Source organism: Nocardia africana NBRC 100379, assembly GCF_001612635.1.
Taxonomy (GTDB): Bacteria; Actinomycetota; Actinomycetes; order Mycobacteriales; family Mycobacteriaceae; genus Nocardia; species Nocardia africana.
In genome coordinates this window covers 113,471-130,906 of the sequence record NZ_BDAV01000011.1, presented here as the reverse complement: position 1 = coordinate 130,906, position 17,436 = coordinate 113,471, and the positions used below count along the sequence as shown (strand labels likewise).

Here is a 17,436-nt window from a genome sequence, read left to right as displayed (position 1 = left end):
GCCTCATGCCGGTACCCATTCTGAAGCAGGGCACCTACCTGATCGCGTCCGTGCAATCGGCGCTCACCGACGCCGATACCGAACGCCTGCAGGACGACTTGATGACCTACGTCAGCAAGTACCGTGCCCAGGGAATCATCGTCGACGTCACGGCGATCGACGTCATGGACTCCTTCGCCGCGCGCTCCCTGCGTACCATCGCGCACATGACCAAGCTGCGGGGTGCGGAGACGGTCATCGTCGGTCTGCAGCCCGAAGTGGCGTTCGCGATGGTCCAGCTGGGTCTGACCTTCGAGGGCATGCACACGGCTCTGGACCTCGAGGAGGGGCTGGCCTGGCTCAACAGACAGCTACCCAACGGCCGGCGAAGCGGTCGGTGATCGTGGCCTCCGACAACGTGGTGATAGCGGTGAAGGTGTCGGGCGACATCGTGACCGCGCGACAGGCAGGGCGGGAGCTCGCTGCCGAGCTGGGTTTCACGTTGACCGACATCACCATGATTTCCACGGCCATCTCCGAAATCGCCCGCAATATCACGAGTTACGCCGGAACCGGTGAGATCCGGGTCGCGGTACAGGAGCGCGACGGCCGCCGGGCACTGGTCGTGCAGGCCCAGGACCAAGGGCCGGGTATCCGGGACATCCCCCGGGCACTGGAAGACGGCTACTCCACCGGCCGCGGACTCGGGCTGGGATTACCCGGCGCGCGACGGCTGATGGACGGATTGATCGTGGAGTCGGCGCCCGGACAGGGAACGCTGGTGGAGATGTGGAAGTGGGTACCCACCGGTGCATGAGGACGGATCGGTCGGCACTGTCGAATGGGCGGTGGCGGGCCGGGCGCTACCGGGCCAGCGCGTCTCCGGCGATCGGTCGGTGGTACTCGACGCCGGCGACGGTTCGGTGCTGTTCGCGGTGCTCGACGGGCTGGGACACGGGGCCGCGGCCGCCGATGCCGCCGACCGGGCCGCGCAGGTACTCGCCGACAATCGCGCCGAACCGCTGGATGTGCTGATGGTGCTGTGTCATCGCGCGATGGCCGACACCCGGGGTGCGGCGGTCTCGCTGGTGCTGTTCACCGGCGACGACGAACTGCAGTGGCTCGGGGTCGGCAATGTCGAATCCCGGGTGGTCGCCATCGGCCCCGGCAAGCCCGCGGTACGGGCGACGGCGCTGCTGACCGGCGGGATCGTCGGCTATCTGCTGCCGCCGAACCTGCAGACCCAGACCGTGGCGATCCGGCCCGGCGATGTGCTGGTGATGTCGACCGACGGCATCGTCAGCGATTTCGTCGACACCCTCGATCTGGCCCGGCCTGCCACCGATATCGCCGACGACATCCTGCGCCATCACGTCAAGGACACCGACGACGCGCTGGTCCTGGCCGCGCGCCACCGCGGTCCGATCGCGGGTGCGTCGTGAGCCGGCCGAGCCGGCCCACGAGCCCACCCCGGGTGCGGCGATGAGCGCGGTGCTGGCCGCATTCCGCGAAGCGTATGCGAATGCGCTTCGGCTGCATATGGATTCACCCACCCAGAACACGCTCGCCGAGGGGTACGAACTCGGCCGGCGCGCACTCGTCGAGGGTGTGAGCATTCTGGATCTGACCGAGCACCACTTCCGGTTGCTCGACGAACAGGGTCTGATCGCCGGCCCCGCGGCGCAGCAACTCGACGGTGACGCCGCCCAGCGCGCACAATCGGCGCTGGAGTTTCTGCTGCAAACCCTCGCCGCGCTCGATGTCGCCACCCGCGGCTTTCTCGACAGCACCCGCAGCTACGAATTGCAGCGGCTGCGGGCCGAGGATCTCGAGGGCCGCGACGCCTTCCGCACCGCACTGGTGGAGTCGCTGCAGGACGGCTTCTTCGTCGCCGCCGACGACGGAACCATCACCGAGGTCAACTCGGCGTTCGGCGCGCTGACCGGCTACGGGCCCGACTCCGCCCCCTATCCCCTGCCGCATCCGTGGACCGACGACGATTCGGCGGCGGAGCATCCGGCGCTGGGCACCGAGGCCGCGCGGTTCGTGATGCCGGTGCGCCACCGCGACGGGCGGCGGGTGTGGCTGGCGGTCAGCACCTCCTCGCTGCGCAATCCGGAAGACGACGAGCGACTCTTCGTGGGCACCATCCGCGACGTGACCGCCGAACACGACGCGCAGGCTCGCGACCAGGCGGTGTCGCGGCTGGCCACCGCCGTCGGCGCCGCCACCACGGTCGCCGAGGTGCTGTCGGTGGGCCTCGAGGAACTGCGCCGGGCCATCGGCGCGGAAACCGCCGTGGTGTCGATGTGGGCGAATCGCCAGACCGCACCGGAGTTGTACGTGTCGGGCCCGGTGGCCGGCGGCGACGCCGTCTCCCGCCAGGTGATCGACGCGCGGGCGCGGGCGCTGCTGGACCGGACCCGGATGCGGCCGCATCGGGCCATGTTCGCCATTCCCGAAGGCGCGGCGAGTTCCGAGGGCATCGTGGCGCCGCTGGGCGAAACCGGTGACGCCGCACTGTGGGTGCGCTTCGCCGCGCCGCGCGCGATCAGTTCCGGTGACTGGGCGCTGTTCTCCCTGCTGGTCGGCCATCTCAGCCTGGCGTTGCAGCGCGCCCGCAACTTCGACCAGGCGCGCTCGACCTCGCTGACACTGCAGCGCGCCATGCTGGGGCCGATCGAACTGCCGCCCGGGTTCGCGGTGCACTACGAACCCGCCCTGCCCCCGCTCGAGATCGGTGGCGACTGGTACGACGTGGTGCAGTTGCGCGACGGCACCCTGGGCATCGTGGTCGGCGACTGCGTCGGCCGCGGCCTGTCCGCGGCGGTGGTGATGGGCCAATTGCGTACCGCCGCACAAGCTTTGCTGCTGCGGGGCGCCGGGCCCGCTCAGTTGCTGGCCGAACTGGACGCGGTGGCCGCCCGCATCCCCGGCGCGATGTGCACGACGGTCTGCGCCGCCATCCTCGATCCCGCGCGCGGGCTGGTGCGGTACTCCAGCGCCGGGCATATGCCGCCCGTGCTGGCGGCGCCCGGCCACACCGGCCGGCTGCTGGAAGGCGGCCGCGCGGTCCCGCTGGCCACCTTCGACACCCCGAACCGGCCCGAGGCGACCACCGCGATCGAACCCGGTTCGACGCTGGTGTTGTTCACCGACGGCCTGGTCGAGCAGCGCGGTATCGATATCGACATCCGGTTCGACCAGATCGCCGACGAATTGTCCGGCGCCGCAACGCATCTGCCGCGCGAGGTGGCCGACGCGGTGCTGTCGCGGCTACGCCCCGAAGCCGGCTACGACGACGATATCGCGATGGTGGTCTACCGCCAGCCGCCCCCGCCGCTGCGGCTGGACATACCCGCCGAGCCCGCGCGGCTGTCGGGTGTGCGCCGCGCGCTCACGTCGTGGCTGTCGGCGGCCGCGGTCGGTCACGACCTCGCCGCCGATCTGGTCGCCGCCGCCAACGAGGCCTGCACGAACAGCATCGAGCACGCCTATGCCCCGGGCTCGCCCGGCCAGGTGACGCTCACCGCCACCCACGTGCGCGGCGCGGTGTGCCTCGAGATCGTCGACACCGGGACGTGGCGGCCGCAACCCGAGGATCCGGGTACTCGCGGGCGCGGGCTGTCCATGATGCGCGCCCTCGCCGACGAGGTGGAGATCGAGCAGACCGAGACCGGCACGCGGGTGCGGATGACCGCGAAATTGCCGCTGGTGACGTTCTCGGCGGCGAGCAGGGTCTGAGCAGGCCGGCCCGCCCGTGACCGGTCTGTCCCTCGTCGATCGGTCCGTGGTCGCTCATTCCATGGTCGGCACCGTATTCCGCGTCTCGATCCCGAGCAGGCCGAGGGCGAAATCCGCGTACTCGGTGGCGATCTGCTCGGGAGTGGCGGGCCCTTCGAGCCGGAACCACTGCGGCAGTGACGTGCACATCGTGGCGATGGCGCGGCCGGCGACACGCGCGTGGGCGGTAGGCAGGTTCGCCTCGGCCAGCGCGGTATCGATGTCCTCGTCGAGCAGATACTGAATGTCGTTGCGGGATGCGGTGATTCGCCGGCGATTGTCCGATGTGAGACTGCGCATCTCGCTGGCGCCGATGAAGGCCAGTTCGCGGCGATGGGTGTGGAACAGGGCGAGAGCCTCGACCACGCGGATCAGGCGGTCGCGGCCACCGGTCGCCTCGCCGCGCGCTGCCCTTGTGCGCCAATGCAATTCGTCCATGGTGAGGTCGAGCGCGCGGACGAGAAGTTCCTGTTTGTCCCGATAGTGGTGATAGACGCCGGGCACGCTCATCCCGGCGCGGTGGGCGATCGACCGCATGGTCGCGCCGTGATATCCGGTCTCGACGAAGGAATCGATGGCGGCGGCCAGGACCGGATCGATGTCCAGCGGCGGGAATTCGCGCCACGCGCGGGTCGTGTCCTCCTCGGACGTGGCGACCGTCCGCACGCGCGGGCGTGCAGGCGACGGCGCGGGAGACTCGTCGATCAGCCATGCGACCGTGGTGTCGAGCACCGCGGCCAAGGCACGCAGCCGGGCGATCGAGACGCCGGTCTTGTCGTTCTCGACCGCGCTGAGCGTGGCCGGACTGACCCCGATCCGTTCCGCTGTCGCACGTAGCGAGAGCCCGGCAGCGGTTCTCGCCTGCCGCACCCGGCTGCCCACACCGTGTCGTTCCCGCTCCGCACTCTCCATAGCGTTCAGGATACCTGAACAGCGAAAGGCACGAAGAACACCGAATTGACAGGCATTATCACCACATGCCACCCTGCATGGCAGGTGATCGCCGAGCGATCGTTCGGCGACCGAGCACGAGGAGTGGACCGTGGCGATCGAGCTGTCCCCGCCGCCCGAGGTACACGAGCTGGCCGAACGCACCCGCACCTTCATCCGCGATCGGGTGCTGCCGCTCGAGGATGCGCACGACGGCGACATCACCGCGGCCGGTGGCGACACGTTCCGCGTCGACCTGCAGCAGGCCGCTCGCGAGGCGGGTGTCTTCGCGCCGCACGCGCCGGTCGAATACGGCGGCCACGGTCTCGGAATGTCGGACCGCGCACCCGTATTCGAGGAGGCCGGCTATTCGCTGTTCGGCCCGACGGCGCTGAATATCGCCGCACCCGACGAGGGCAATGTGCACATGCTCGCGCATATCGCGAACCCGGAGCAGAAGCAGCAGTACCTCGCGCCGCTCGCGCGCGGCGAGGTGCGGTCCGCCTTCGCGATGACCGAACCGGCCCCCGGTGCGGGCTCCGATCCGTCCGCGCTGGCCACCCGCGCGGTCCGCGCCGACGGCGGATGGCGGATCAACGGCCGCAAATGGTTCATCACCGGCGCCGACGGCGCGGGCTTCTTCATCATCATGGCCCGGACCTCGGGAGAGCCCGGCCAGCGCGGCGGCGCGACCATGTTCCTGGCGCCCGCCGACAGTGCCGGCATCCGGGTCGGACGCCACCTCGACACACTGGATCGCTCGATGGTCGGCGGGCACTGCGAGGTGTTCTTCGAGGACCTGCTCGTTTCCGACGCGGCCGTTCTCGGCGAGGTCGACCGCGGCTTCGAATACGCCCAGGTCCGTCTCGGCCCGGCCCGCATGACGCATGTGATGCGCTGGCTCGGCGCCGCGCGCCGCGGCCACGACGTCGCGGTCGCGCACGTGGCCCGGCGCGAGGGCTTCGGCTCGCGACTGGGCGATCTCGGCATGGTGCAGAAGATGATCGCCGACAACGAGATCGATATCGCCGCCACCCGGGCCCTGCTCACCCGCGCGTGCTGGGAACTCGATCGCGGCGAACCGGCCGCCGACGCCACCTCGATCGCGAAAACCTTTGCCGCCGAAGCCATCTTCCGGATCATCGACCGCAGTATGCAGATGTGCGGCGGTCTCGGTGTGTCCGGCGATCTCCCGCTGGCACGGCTGTCGCGTGAGGTGCGGCCCTTCCGCATCTACGACGGACCGTCCGAGGTCCATCGGTGGGCGATCGCGAAACGTGCGGTCGGTGCCGCGAAGCGCGCCTTGCGAGATGCCGAATGAGCCTGCCGGGAATGGATGTGCCCGCGCTCGAGCGGTTCCTGCGCGAGCAGGGCGTCGACGTGCGCGGTGATCTGCGTGTGGAACTGATCAGCGGCGGCCGGTCGAATCTGACCTTCGTCGCCTCCGACGAGGCGTCGCGGTGGGTGGTGCGCCGCCCGCCGGTCGCGGGCCTCACCCCGTCCGCGCACGATATGGCCCGCGAGTTCACGGTGACCCACGCCTTACGCGAATCGGCTGTGCCCGTGGCGAAGACGGTCGTCTTCGACGCCGATGGCGCCACACTCGGCGCGCCCATGACCGTCGTCGAATTCGTCGACGGCATGGTGATCCGCGATCAGGACGATCTCGCCGCCCTCACCGACACCCAGATCGACGCCGCCGTCGAGGAACTGGTGCGGGTACTGGCCGAGCTGCATGCCGTGGATCCGAACGCGGTCGGACTCGAGAAGTTCGGGCGCCCGGACGGATTCGTCACCCGGCAGGTGAATCTGTGGGCCGCGCAGTGGGAACGGGTGAAGACCCGCGAACTTCCCGATGTGGCGGCCCTGCACGCCGCGCTCGCGGAGGCGGTGCCCACCCGGTCGGCCGCCTCGATCGTGCACGGCGACTTCCGCATCGACAACACCATTCTCGATGCCCACGACCCCGGGCGGGTTCGCGCCGTCGTCGACTGGGAGCTGTCCACGCTCGGTGATCCGCTCACCGATGTGGCGTTGATGTGCGTGTACCGGGCACCGATCTTCGATCTGGTGCTGGGTTCACCGGCCGCGTGGACCAGCCACCGCATGCCCGGTGCCGACGATCTGGCCCAGGCTTATGCCATCGCCTCGGGCCGCGATCTCGGGGACTGGGGTTTCTATCTCGCACTGGCCAATTTCAAGCTCGGCGTCATCGGCGAGGGCATCACCCACCGCGCGCTACAGGGCTCGGATGCCGGCTCCGCGGCCGAACGCGCGGCCGAGGCGACACCGGAATTCATGGCCGCCGGGCTGCGCGCACTGAAAGGAGTCCGGAGATGACCGGAAATCACAAGTCCGCCCTGATCAGCGGGGCGTCCCGCGGCATCGGGCTCGGGATCGCGAACCGCCTTGCCGAACAAGGCTATTCGCTCACCGTCACCGCCCGCGATGCCGCACGCCTCGACGAGGTCGCCGCGCAGCTTCGGTCGGCCGGCGCGACCGACCTCGTCGCCGTGGCCGCCGACATGTCCGACACCGACGGCGTCGAGCGGGTGCTGGCCGGGCACGCGAACCGATTCGGGACCCTGTCGGCGCTGATCCTCAACGCGGGGGTCGGCACCGCCGGTCCGGTCGCCGAAACCTCCATGCGGCGCTTCGACAAAACCCTCGCGGTCAATTTGCGGGCGCCGCTGCAACTCATCCAGGGCGCGCTGCCGATGCTGCGCGCCGCCGCGGCCGCCGAACCCGACCGCGGCGCGAAAGTGATTGCGCTGTCGTCGATCACGGGTGTCTACGCCGAAGCCGGACTCGCCGTCTACGGTGCGGCCAAGGCGGCACTCATCTCCTTGATCGCCACCCTCAACGCCGAGGAATCCGGTAACGGCATCAGCGCCACCACCCTCGCCCCCGGCTATGTCGACACCGATATGAGCGCCTGGATCCACGACCGCATCCCGCCGGAGCAGATGCTCGCCGTCAGCGACATCGTCGAAATGGTCGATGCCCTGCTGCGGTTGTCGTCGCGAGCGGTGGTCCCGAACATCGTCCTGTCCCGCGCGGGAACCGACGCCTACCGCGCATAGCGACCGCGGTCCGGCGGCATCGGCGCCTACCCACCTCGACGACGAAGCCGCCGCCGCACGATCCGGGCCTGCGGATCGCCGATCTGCGCCACGAACTGCTGCGGATCGAGTTCTTCGATGTCACGCACGTTTCGACAGTTAGCTGAGAATACGCTGCGGTCGCCTGCGGGTACCTCGGCGTGCCGCCGAGCAACCACGACCGCGCTCACCCTCCGGAGCAGATACCCACTTCGGGTCCGGGGCGGACACGATGCGGCGATGCAGATGACCTCATCGCCCTTCTCGCGATAGCGCGGCAGGGACCAAGATCATCCAAAAACCGGCGTTCACCTCGACAAAGCCCCGGTCCGACCCAGCAAACCGCACCGGACGAGCGCCTGTGTCAACCCCCGGACAGGGGTTTGCCCGCTCCGGCGACCGGGAAATACCTTCTGAGTTTGCTAGAGATTCGCGGGTCTGTCCGCGAGAGGTACAGCGGCGGGATGAACCGGCGTGCGGACAACCACGTCGCCGGTGGTTCCGATTGCGGACGACGCGAGGAGGACTGCCATGAGTTTTCTGGCCCTCGGCTTTCTGCGCACGGAGGTCTCACGCCTGCAGCAGGAGTGGGACGCGGCGCAAATCCGTTGTCTGGCAAGACGTCTGGGCTACACGCTCTCGGAAACGGTCGCCTTCGGCGATCGCACCGACAACCCGGTGCAGTTCCTGATCGGCGCGGCGATCACCACGGATGCCGAGGCGGTGATCGTGCCGAGCATCGAGCACTTTCCCGACGGCATCGTGCCCGCCGAACTCATCGAGGTCACCGATGTGATCACCGTCAGGCCGGAACGCACCTACGCGCGCTGGCCCCTCGGCGGGCCACCCGGCGCGGGCGCGAACTGACCCGTCACGACCGCTTGCGCCGCACCAGCCAGACCGCGGCGATCGCCCCCGCCGCGGTGACGCCGATCGCCGGCAACGGGATCTGCTTGACCACCTGCGCCGCCCGGTCCGCGTTGTCCTGAGCGGAGCGGGCACCGCGGTGCAGTCGCTCGCGGGTGCGGCCGGGCACGTCGAGCTTGTCGCTCAGCGCCTGCACGGTGCGGCCCAGTTCCTCGCGCGTCAGATCCCGGTCGTAACGCAACGCTTCCGGATCGGAAGGGATGTTCATCGCTGTGCCCTTTCCTTGATGACGGCCACGTCTTCCCGGACATTCGCGGCGGCCTGCTCGGGGATCGGCGGACTCCCCTTGCGGATGCTCGTCCGCCCGAGGAGACCGAAGACACCGGCGATCACGGCCAGCGCTGCGGCCACGATCAACGCGGAAGCCCATACGGGCAGCACCAGCGCCAAGGCCGCGATCGCGGCCGCGACCAAGGCGCCGAGGACGGCCAGCCCCAGCACCGCGGCGGCGCCGAGCATCCCCGCACCGGCTCCCACCCGTTTGGCCTTGCCCTGCGCCTCGACAACCGCCAGTTTCGCCTCTTCGCGAACCAGCCGGCTCAGTTGCTCCGTGGTCGTGCCGACCAATTCGGCCACCGACGCCGTCTCCGGCGCTCGGCCGTTCTCGATATGCGACATCTGACCAACCACTCCTCCGGGCACCGATCGAATCGGGCGACCTCGCTCCGCCCACGAGCGAACCGCCTCTCCGGTTGTGCTCGCGATACCCGGTAAATCCGCCGTGACACCTCCGCCCGTGCGTGCGGACGACCGATCGCGCGTCCGTCGCACGGTTAACTCCTTGCGCCGGAAAGCAATTGCCCGGCCGGAGAGAGTCCCGGGTACCCAGCAGGTAGATTGACAACCGTGACCAATACTCCCGGAGACGCGTATCCCCTCGCCGACGCGATGACCACCTCGGTCAGCGTGCACGACGATGCGACCGTGCTCACGGTGGCCGGCGAGGTCGACCTGGCGACCGCTCCCGCACTGGAGAGTGCGATCGAGGCGACCCTCGGCGGTAAACCCGCGGCACTGATCATCGACCTGTTGCAGGTGAGTTTCCTGGCCTCGGCCGGTATGGCCGCCCTGGTGGCCGCCCATCAGCGGGCGGGCTCCGCGACGCGCATCGTCCTGGTCGCCGAGGGGCCGGCCACCAGCAGACAGCTCAAACTGACCAATCTCGATCAGGTGTTCGCCCTGCACCCCACCCTCGACGCCGCGCTCGCGGCGCTGCACCAGGGCTGAGCGGACCGAGCCGGCAGCCCGGGAAGCGGGCTGCCGGCCACGCCTGTCAGACCAGCTCGCGCAGCTGTTCGATCAGCTTCACCCGTTCCGGCGCGGTCGCGGCGAGCGGCACCACGTTCAGCACCGTGACACCGGCCTCCCGGAATGCCGCCACCCGCTCCTTGACGAAGCCCGCCGAACCGATCAGCGAGATGTCGCGCACCAGCTCGTCGGGTACGACCTTGGCGGCCTCGTCCTTCTTGCCGGCCAGATACAGCTCCTGGATGCGATCGGCCTCGGCGCCGTAACCGTACTGGGTGGCCAGCGAGTGGTAGAAGTTCTTGCCCTTGGCTCCCATACCGCCGATGTAGAGCGCCAGATGCGGTTTGACGAACTCGCGCAGCGGCTCCACGTTGTCGCCGATCGCCAGCGCCGGCCCGGCGTAGACGTCGAGGTCGCCGAGTTCCGGATCGCGTTTCGCGGTGCCGGCGGCCAGCGCCTCACCCCACACGTCGCGGGCCTTCTCCGGCAGGAAGAAGATCGGCTGCCAGCCTTCGGCCAGTTCGGCGGCCAACTGCACGTTCTTCGGGCCGAGCGCGGCCAGCAACACCGGGATGCGGTCGCGTACCGGATGGTTGATCAGCTTCAGCGGTTTGCCCAGTCCGGTGCCGCGTTGGGCGGGCAGCGGGATCGTGTAGTACTTGCCCTGGTACTCCAGGCGTTCACGCCGCCACACCTTGCGGCAGATCTCCACGACCTCGCGGGTGCGGCCGATCGGCGCGTCGTAGGGCACGCCGTGGAACCCCTCGATGACCTGCGGTCCGGAGGCGCCCAGACCGAGGACGTAGCGGCCGTCGGAGACGTAGTCCAGACCCGCCGCGGTCATCGCGGTCAGCGTGGGCGTGCGGGTGTAGAGCTGCAGGATGCCCGAGGCCAGCTGCACCCGCTCGGTCTTGGCCGCCAGATATCCCAGTCCGCTCACCGCGTCGTAGGAGTAGGCCTCGGGCACGAAGACGATGTCCAGGCCGGCCCGTTCCAGGTCGGCGACCTCGGCCGCGACCTCCTTGAAGCCCCCCGCATAGTTGATGCCCAACCCGATCCGCATCGTATGCAACTCCGTTCATATGCAACCAGTTGCAGTGAGGTTATCGCACTGCACCACCCGTCACAAACCGCGATCCGCGATCGCGGCCGGGGCGGTCTCGGTTCCATCCTGCACACCGCCCGCACACCGTCCGCGACAGGGCGGTACGGGCCGGTCGATGATCCGGCGCGCGGCCCGGTACGGTTATCGGCGTACCGCACGCCGATTCCTCGAAACGGGAGGCCCCGCAGCATGTCTCAGGACACCGCATCGTCGCCGGACACCACGACGTTCGGAGAGTCGACGATCGGCCGCTACCTGGACGATCTCGCCGCCAAGATCCCCGCGCCCGGCGGCGGCGCGGTCGCGGCACTGCACGCCGCCCAGGGCGCCGCACTGGTGGCGATGGTGGCCCGCTACACCACCCGCGCCAAGGATGCCGACAACCGTCCGGCGATCGATCGGATCATCGCGGCGGCCGACGCCGCCCGGGAGCGCGCCCTGACCCTGGCCGATGCCGACGCCACCGCCTTCACCGCGGTCGGCGCGGCCTACAAACTGCCCAAGGACACCGACGAGCAGATCGCAGCCCGCAAGGAAGCGATCACCTCGGCACTGCTGCAGGCCGCGCGAGTCCCGGCCGCGGTGGTCGCCGAAGCCGGCGAGGTGCTCTCGCTGGCTGCGGATCTGCTGCCGATCGGCAATCCGAACGTGGTCACCGACATCGGCGCCGCCGCCGATGCCGCCCGGGCCGCCGCCGCCAGTTCACAGTTGAATATCGCCATCAACGTCGGCTCGCTCGGCGACCACGAGGCCGAGGAGTTCGCGCCCGCGCTGCAGCGCATCGAGGAGATCCTCGCCCGCGCGGACGCGCTGCACACGGACGTCCTCGCCGCCGTCGTCGGCTGAGCCGTATACCACACCCCTCGGCTGAACCTCGGTTTGCCACACCGTAACTGTCGTTACGAAGCGAAAACTATTCCGGCGACCATGATCATCCGGAACTAGGATCGAGGTCCTGATACACACACCACCTGAGGGGGTGGAGCCATGAGGAACATGATGCGTCATTTGTTCCTGGCGACAGTCATCGCAGCACTGGCCGCAGTCACCACGGGCACCGCGGCAGCGGTGCTGGCCACACCACAGACCACACCCGTGGCCTCGATCTCACCGGGCAACGGCGCCGTCGTCGGCATCGCCCATCCGGTCACCGTCCGATTCACCGCACCCGTCACCGATCGCGCCCGCGCCGAACGGTCCGTACACGTCGGCGCGCAGGCCGGAACGTTCTCCTGGACCAACGACCGGGAACTGGTCTGGAACTCCACGGGATACCTGCCGGCCGATGCCCGATTCACCGTGACGGCGGGCAACGCCCGGTCCGAATTCCGGACCGACGGCGGGACCAGCGCCGATGCCGACATGTCGGCGCATACGTTCACCGTATTCATTCCCGGGCAGGCGCCACGGGTCATGCCGGCCTCGATGGGTAAGCCCGGACGCGAGACCCCGGTGGGCACCTTCCCCGTGATGGAGAAGGACCGCACCATCATCTTCGACTCGCGCACCATCGGCATTCCGCTCGACGACCCGGAGGGCTACTACCTGACCGGCGAATTCGCCGAACGGCTCACCTCGGGCGGCGTCTTCGTGCATTCGGCGCCGTGGTCGGTCGGTCAGCAAGGGAATTCGAATGTCAGCCACGGCTGCATCAACCTGGCTCCCGCCGATGCCGAGTGGTACTACGACAACGTGAGTGTGGGCGATCCGGTGACCACCCACTGGTGATCAGCGCGCCGCTTCGGCCGCCTCCACCACGTGCCGCATCAGCAGCGCGGTGGTGACGGGTCCGACACCGCCGGGCACCGGGCTCAGTCCCGCGGCCCGGCCCTCGACCGAGGCGGCGTCCACATCGCCGACGATGCCACCGTCGGGTCCCTCGTTGGTACCCACGTCGATGACCACCGCGCCCTCGCGCACATGATCACCACCGATCAGGCCGGCCCGCCCGGCCGCCGCGACCACGATATCGGCGGCCGAGGTGACCGCCGGCAGGTCCGTGGTCCGCGAATGGCACACCGTCACCGTCGCGTTCTCGGCCAGCAGCAGTTGTGCCAAAGGTTTGCCGACCACGTTCGAACGGCCGACGACCGCGACGTGCCGGCCCGCCAGCGCGATGTCGTGATGTTTGGCCAGCTCCACCACCGCCTGTGAGGTGGCGGGAGGGAATCCGGGCAGTCCGGCGGCGAGCAGTCCCAGTGACAGCGGGCTGACGCCGTCGACATCCTTGGCCGCGGCGATGGCCGAGCTGACGTCGTTGAGTTCCACACCGGCGGGCAGCGGAGTCTGCAGCATCACCGCGTGCACCGCGGGGTCCTCGCTGAGCTTCGCCAGCGCCTCTCGAATCTCGGCGGCACTCGCCTGCGCGCCGAGATCGGTTGTCTCGCAGTCGATTCCGAGCCGAGCGGCCGCGCGCTGCAGCGAATTGACATACCACCCGCTGGCCGGATCGTCGTTGGCCACCACCAGCACCAGGCGGGGGGCGGCCCCGGCTTCGGCCAGTGCGGCGGCGCGGTTCTTCGTCTCGGCGTTGAGGTCGGCGGCGAGTTGTTTGCCGGTCAGCGATAGGGTGTCCACCCGGCAACCCTATCGGGCCGCACACCAGCGCCGACGGCCGCCGCCACCCCCGCGAATGCAGACTCGAGCGGGGGCAAATCCGGGGCCCTCACCGATTCGGGTCGTATGGTGGGCACGGCTGTGCCCACGCCCCACCCCACCCACGCGGGATCCCGCTCGCCCGGAAAGGTGACAACTGCAGTGAACATCGCCAGACGTATAAAACATCTTCTCGTCGCGGCCTCGGCGGCCGCGCTGCTGGCCGGACCACTCACCGCGACGGCCACGGCCGCCGACGGACCGGCGCCGTTGTACAACTCTGCCCAGGAGAACTTCGTCAACGGCAACGACGCGGCAGGTCTGGCCGATTTGCGCGCACTGCTGGACAACACACCCGACGACGCGCAGGCGCTGGCTCTGCAGGGCATCTGGTCCGACTACACCGGCGATCTGGTCACGCGTGAGACCGCCTTCAACCGGCTGGCGGCCATCGATCCCGGCATGGCCCAGGGCGCCCGCAATCTCATCGGCGCCATCGGCGCGGCCGTGGGCACCCTGCCCAATCCGCTGCCGGCGCTGGTCGGCCCGCAGACCGGCATCGTGGTGCTCGGCTACGGCCTGCTCCCCGACGGCAGCCTGCGCCCCGAACTGGTCAACCGGCTCACCGCGGCGTGGTTGCAGGCGATCGCGGCGCCGATGTCGCCGATCGTGGTGACCGGCGGCAACCCGCAGAACGGAGTGCCGGAGGCCGCCGCGATGGCGGGCTGGCTGATCGGCCACGGCATCCCCGCCTCCCGCGTGCTGGTCGAGGACCGCGCCACGTCGACCGTGCAGAACGCACTGTTCAGCACCCGGATGCTCCAGGACGCCGGCGCGACCAGTGCGGTCGTGGTGACCTCACCGAACCACATCCGCCGCGCGGTGGCCGATTTCATCGTCGCCGGCACCCGCGTGGTAGGAGCGATGACCTCGCTGGATCAGCTGGTGTCGCAGCTGCCGCCGCCGAGCAAGGCCGCCCAGCGCGGCATCTATCTCGACGCGACCCGCACCTTCCTGCTGCCGTCGGCCCGCTAGTTCGCGCGGAAAACGTGGTTGACGCCGCGCCGACAATGGTGAGGTGATCGACCTCGAAGCCCACGATCCCGACACCGACGCGGTCGTGGCCGCGCTGCGCCGCGCCGGATGCGTCTTCGCCGAGGAGGAAGCGGCGCTGCTGCGGCAGGCCGCCTCCTCCCCCGGCGAGCTCTCCGCGCTCGTCGCACGACGCGCCGACGGCATACCGCTCGAACACCTGGTGGGCTGGGCCGACTTCCGCGGCGTGCGGGTGGCGCTCGACCCCGGCGTATTCGTGCCGCGGCAACGCACCGCGTTCTTGATCGACGAAGCCCTCGAACGCACCGCCGCCCGGCCGGGAGATCGGCGCACCGTGGTCGACATGTGTTGTGGCTCAGGCGCTTTGGGCCTGGCGGCGACGACCGCGTTGCGCGCCGGCGGAGTGGACGTCGAGCTGGTCGCCGCCGATATCGACGGCGCCGCGGTGGCGTGCGCGCGGCGCAATCTGGAGCCGCTGGGCGGGCAGGTCTTTCAGGGCGACCTGTTTTCCGCACTGCCCGGCGAACTGATCGGACGCGTGGATCTGCTCCTGGCCAACACCCCGTATGTGCCGACCGCGATGATCGCGCAGATGCCGCCGGAAGCCCGCGACCACGAACCCCGCACCGCCCTCGACGGTGGCGCCGACGGACTCGACGTGCTGCGCCGCGTGGCCGCCGCTGCCGCGCGGTGGCTGAGCATCGGCGGCTGGGTCCTGGTCGAAATCGCCACCGGCCAGATCGATACCGCCACCGCGATCGTCGCGGCAGCCGGGCTGCGCCCCGCGATCGCGGAATCGTCCGACTACGGAGCGACAGTAGTGTGCGGAACCAGACCCGCCGGCTGAGCGGTGGACGCTAGGCGCCGATGCCTCGACGCAGGTCGTCGGCCGTGCGCAACCGCGCCCGCACCCCCGCCAGATCGGCCTCGAGCGCGCTGAGATCCGGTTGCGTTGCGGCCGTGGCGTAGTCGGCGACACCCGCCTCGACCGCCGCGACCGCGCGGTCGGCCTGTGCCAGCTGCGGGGTCCGCGCGTCGGGATGCAGCATCGATATCGCGACCAAGTGGTCGTCGAGAGCCAGTGCCGACTGTTCCAGATCGGCCCGGAGGGTGACCGTTGCCGCCGTGTCGTAGGCCGTCACCGCGCGCAACGCCGTCATCGCATCGCGCAGGCGGCGGTGCAGGCGGGCCTCGGGGTCGTGCGAGCGCGCCCACGAGGACGGTGCGCGGGTGGCGGTGCCCGGTACCACCTGGTTCTCGGCGGCGATGCGGCGGCGCTGATGGGCCAGGGCCACCAGCCCGATCGCGACGACCCCGCCCACGATTACCACGAGGCCGAGCACGAGCAGTAGCAGCACGAACATGTCAGCTCCCGTGGTGGACGACGGTGGTGTGGCCGGTGCTGTGATGGTGGGTTCCCCCGCCGTGCCACATCGACAGCGCGACCACCGCGCCGATGATCAGCAGCGTGACGACCGTGACGAAGGCGGCGAGTTTGACCTTGCTCCACGGCCGCTGCCCGACGACCTCACCGGTCAGGCCGTTGATGTAGACCCGGAACGGAGTGTTCGCGTACACCACGGTCAGCAGCCAGATCGGCAGCAGAATGTGCTTGTAGGCCAGCGAATTCCAGCTCGAGCGCAGATCGTGGATGCGCTGGCGGTCACCGCCGATGTCCTCGCGCACGGTCTGCTCGATGACCTTCTCCATCCGCGTGCGGGCGACCGGGAACATCTCCTCGGCGTCGCGATCGTAGGTGCGGGCCAGATGACCGGCGACGTACTCCGGCGAATAGCCGGTGGCCTCCGCGACCGGCCAGGGTTCGAGTTCGGCGACGCGCGCGGCGTCGTCGATGTCGTTGGCGAGGATCGGCAGATCGTCGAACCGGTTGCCGACCTCCCCCATCGCCGGATACCAGCGAATTTCGGTGCGGCTCTTCAGCTCTCCGTCGTCCCAGTACCGTTCGGTGTACTCCTCGCCGCGTTCGCCTCGATACCACGTGTGCACGTCGGCGTCGTAGGTGAAATAGGCGTGGTAGACGCTCGCCAGCGAACCGAGCCGCTTGTACTTCTTGAACGCGGTCGGCGCGAACCACCGTCCGGCGACCCACTTCTCGACGCGGTCGCGCGCTGCCTTCTCGTCGACGCGGAAGGGGACGACACCGTCGACCGGTAACCGGGCGGGAGCATTGTGCACGTCGTCACGCTGGATCGGCGTGGTGCAGTAGGGGCAGCGCGTCGCGGTCAGGCTGCCGACGAAGGTGGTTGTGCCACCGCAATTCTGGCACTTCACCTCGCGATCCCCGGTGATCTGGGGCCCGGTGGTCACAGCCTGCAGCGCACGCAACTCCCCCATCGCCTGCCGCAGATCCCGCGCGACGACCGGTGTCCGCGGCGCCGACAGCGGTGAGTAGTTGCCACAACTGGGGCACCGCAACTGCTGTGCGGCGATATCGAACACCAGCTGGCCGCCGCACGCGCCACAGGGGTAGGTACGAGTGAGCTCGGTCCGATGAAGCATCGCCGGATCTGCGGCACCTTGCGGAACCCCAGACGGAGGCGGCGGCCCATCCCCGAAACCGCCGGGCGCGTAGCTCCCACGACCGAGCGGCGTCATGCCCGGCGGTGGCCCGGGACGGCCGGTGACGGGGTCAGGGTATTCGGCCCGAACGCCCGGCGGTGGCGGCGTCATACCGTCCGGCGTGCGATAACCACC

20 protein-coding genes are annotated in these 17,436 nt (G+C 69.6%); 13 read left to right on the top strand and 7 right to left on the bottom strand.

Going from position 1 to position 17,436, the window contains the following annotated elements; translation table 11 throughout:
* Positions 1-5: 5 nt before the first annotated feature.
* The 4 genes from NA3_RS19660 to NA3_RS19645 are packed head-to-tail and all read left to right on the top strand — an operon-like array spanning position 6 to position 3,723.
* A complete protein-coding gene (locus tag NA3_RS19660; protein ID WP_030518329.1) occupies positions 6-380 on the top strand; it encodes an STAS domain-containing protein in 375 nt (124 codons plus the stop codon).
* Positions 380-796 carry an ATP-binding protein gene (locus NA3_RS19655; RefSeq protein ID WP_372464269.1) on the top strand — a complete coding sequence of 139 codons (417 nt, stop codon included), beginning with the start codon at positions 380-382 and terminating at the stop codon, positions 794-796. The genes NA3_RS19660 and NA3_RS19655 overlap by 1 nt, the downstream gene beginning before the upstream one ends.
* The gene (locus NA3_RS19650) at positions 789-1,421 is read left to right on the top strand and encodes a SpoIIE family protein phosphatase (RefSeq protein ID WP_062965092.1); all 633 of its coding nucleotides are present in this window, start codon (positions 789-791) and stop codon (positions 1,419-1,421) included. Before NA3_RS19655 ends, NA3_RS19650 begins: the two co-directional genes overlap by 8 nt.
* 40 nt (positions 1,422-1,461) lie before the next feature.
* Complete coding sequence (locus NA3_RS19645; RefSeq protein ID WP_062965361.1) at positions 1,462-3,723, top strand: SpoIIE family protein phosphatase; 2,262 nt, start codon at positions 1,462-1,464, stop codon at positions 3,721-3,723.
* 54 nt (positions 3,724-3,777) lie between these two features.
* On the opposite strand, the gene NA3_RS19640 is transcribed toward NA3_RS19645, so the two are convergent.
* A complete protein-coding gene (locus NA3_RS19640) occupies positions 3,778-4,674 on the bottom strand; it encodes a TetR-type transcription factor C-terminal domain-containing protein (RefSeq protein WP_062965091.1) in 897 nt (298 codons plus the stop codon).
* A 130-nt stretch (positions 4,675-4,804) separates the two neighbouring features.
* Here NA3_RS19640 and NA3_RS19635 point away from each other — a divergent pair, with 130 nt between their 5' ends.
* From NA3_RS19635 to NA3_RS19620, 4 genes are all read left to right on the top strand, one after another.
* On the top strand, positions 4,805-6,013 hold the full coding sequence (locus tag NA3_RS19635; protein ID WP_062965090.1) for an acyl-CoA dehydrogenase family protein: 1,209 nt from the start codon (positions 4,805-4,807) through the stop codon (positions 6,011-6,013).
* On the top strand, positions 6,010-7,032 hold the full coding sequence (locus tag NA3_RS19630; RefSeq protein ID WP_062965089.1) for a phosphotransferase family protein: 1,023 nt from the start codon (positions 6,010-6,012) through the stop codon (positions 7,030-7,032). Before NA3_RS19635 ends, NA3_RS19630 begins: the two co-directional genes overlap by 4 nt.
* Positions 7,029-7,775 carry an SDR family NAD(P)-dependent oxidoreductase gene (locus NA3_RS19625; protein WP_062965088.1) on the top strand — a complete coding sequence of 249 codons (747 nt, stop codon included), beginning with the start codon at positions 7,029-7,031 and terminating at the stop codon, positions 7,773-7,775. The genes NA3_RS19630 and NA3_RS19625 overlap by 4 nt, the downstream gene beginning before the upstream one ends.
* A 549-nt stretch (positions 7,776-8,324) precedes the next feature.
* Positions 8,325-8,660: a hypothetical protein gene (locus NA3_RS19620; RefSeq protein ID WP_062965087.1), complete on the top strand. Its 336-nt coding sequence runs from the start codon at positions 8,325-8,327 to the stop codon at positions 8,658-8,660.
* A 4-nt stretch (positions 8,661-8,664) separates the two neighbouring features.
* Here NA3_RS19620 and NA3_RS19615 read toward each other — a convergent pair whose 3' ends face one another.
* Both NA3_RS19615 and NA3_RS19610 read right to left on the bottom strand, forming a co-directional pair.
* A complete protein-coding gene (locus tag NA3_RS19615) occupies positions 8,665-8,928 on the bottom strand; it encodes a DUF3618 domain-containing protein (protein WP_062965086.1) in 264 nt (87 codons plus the stop codon).
* On the bottom strand, positions 8,925-9,338 hold the full coding sequence (locus tag NA3_RS19610) for a phage holin family protein (protein WP_062965085.1): 414 nt from the start codon (positions 9,336-9,338) through the stop codon (positions 8,925-8,927). The genes NA3_RS19615 and NA3_RS19610 overlap by 4 nt, the downstream gene beginning before the upstream one ends.
* A 270-nt stretch (positions 9,339-9,608) precedes the next feature.
* Between NA3_RS19610 and NA3_RS19605 the strand changes: the two genes are divergently transcribed.
* The gene (locus NA3_RS19605) at positions 9,609-9,947 is read left to right on the top strand and encodes an STAS domain-containing protein (protein ID WP_036501953.1); all 339 of its coding nucleotides are present in this window, start codon (positions 9,609-9,611) and stop codon (positions 9,945-9,947) included.
* Between the two features lie 46 nt (positions 9,948-9,993).
* On the opposite strand, the gene NA3_RS19600 is transcribed toward NA3_RS19605, so the two are convergent.
* Positions 9,994-11,031 carry an LLM class F420-dependent oxidoreductase gene (locus NA3_RS19600; protein WP_062965084.1) on the bottom strand — a complete coding sequence of 346 codons (1,038 nt, stop codon included), beginning with the start codon at positions 11,029-11,031 and terminating at the stop codon, positions 9,994-9,996.
* A 231-nt stretch (positions 11,032-11,262) separates the two neighbouring features.
* Between NA3_RS19600 and NA3_RS19595 the strand changes: the two genes are divergently transcribed.
* Entirely contained in the window at positions 11,263-11,919 is a 657-nt protein-coding gene (locus NA3_RS19595) for a cyclodeaminase/cyclohydrolase family protein (protein ID WP_062965083.1), read from the top strand.
* 150 nt (positions 11,920-12,069) lie between these two features.
* The gene (locus tag NA3_RS19590) at positions 12,070-12,801 is read left to right on the top strand and encodes a L,D-transpeptidase (RefSeq protein ID WP_308189524.1); all 732 of its coding nucleotides are present in this window, start codon (positions 12,070-12,072) and stop codon (positions 12,799-12,801) included.
* Here the strand turns inward: NA3_RS19590 and NA3_RS19585 are convergent, their stop codons facing one another.
* Positions 12,802-13,650, bottom strand: a complete 849-nt coding sequence (locus tag NA3_RS19585) for a bifunctional 5,10-methylenetetrahydrofolate dehydrogenase/5,10-methenyltetrahydrofolate cyclohydrolase (RefSeq protein WP_062965081.1) — start codon at positions 13,648-13,650, stop codon at positions 12,802-12,804.
* A 180-nt stretch (positions 13,651-13,830) separates the two neighbouring features.
* Between NA3_RS19585 and NA3_RS19580 the strand changes: the two genes are divergently transcribed.
* Positions 13,831-14,703: a YdcF family protein gene (locus NA3_RS19580; RefSeq protein ID WP_062965080.1), complete on the top strand. Its 873-nt coding sequence runs from the start codon at positions 13,831-13,833 to the stop codon at positions 14,701-14,703.
* Positions 14,704-14,746: 43 nt separating this feature from the next.
* Positions 14,747-15,568, top strand: coding sequence for a putative protein N(5)-glutamine methyltransferase (locus tag NA3_RS19575; RefSeq protein WP_227995248.1), 822 nt, complete (start codon positions 14,747-14,749; stop codon positions 15,566-15,568).
* 10 nt (positions 15,569-15,578) lie between these two features.
* On the opposite strand, the gene NA3_RS19570 is transcribed toward NA3_RS19575, so the two are convergent.
* Entirely contained in the window at positions 15,579-16,085 is a 507-nt protein-coding gene (locus NA3_RS19570; RefSeq protein WP_062965079.1) for a hypothetical protein, read from the bottom strand.
* A gap of 1 nt (position 16,086) precedes the next feature.
* Positions 16,087-17,241, bottom strand: a complete 1,155-nt coding sequence (locus NA3_RS19565) for a TFIIB-type zinc ribbon-containing protein (protein WP_063917608.1) — start codon at positions 17,239-17,241, stop codon at positions 16,087-16,089.
* Positions 17,242-17,436 lie beyond the last annotated feature (195 nt).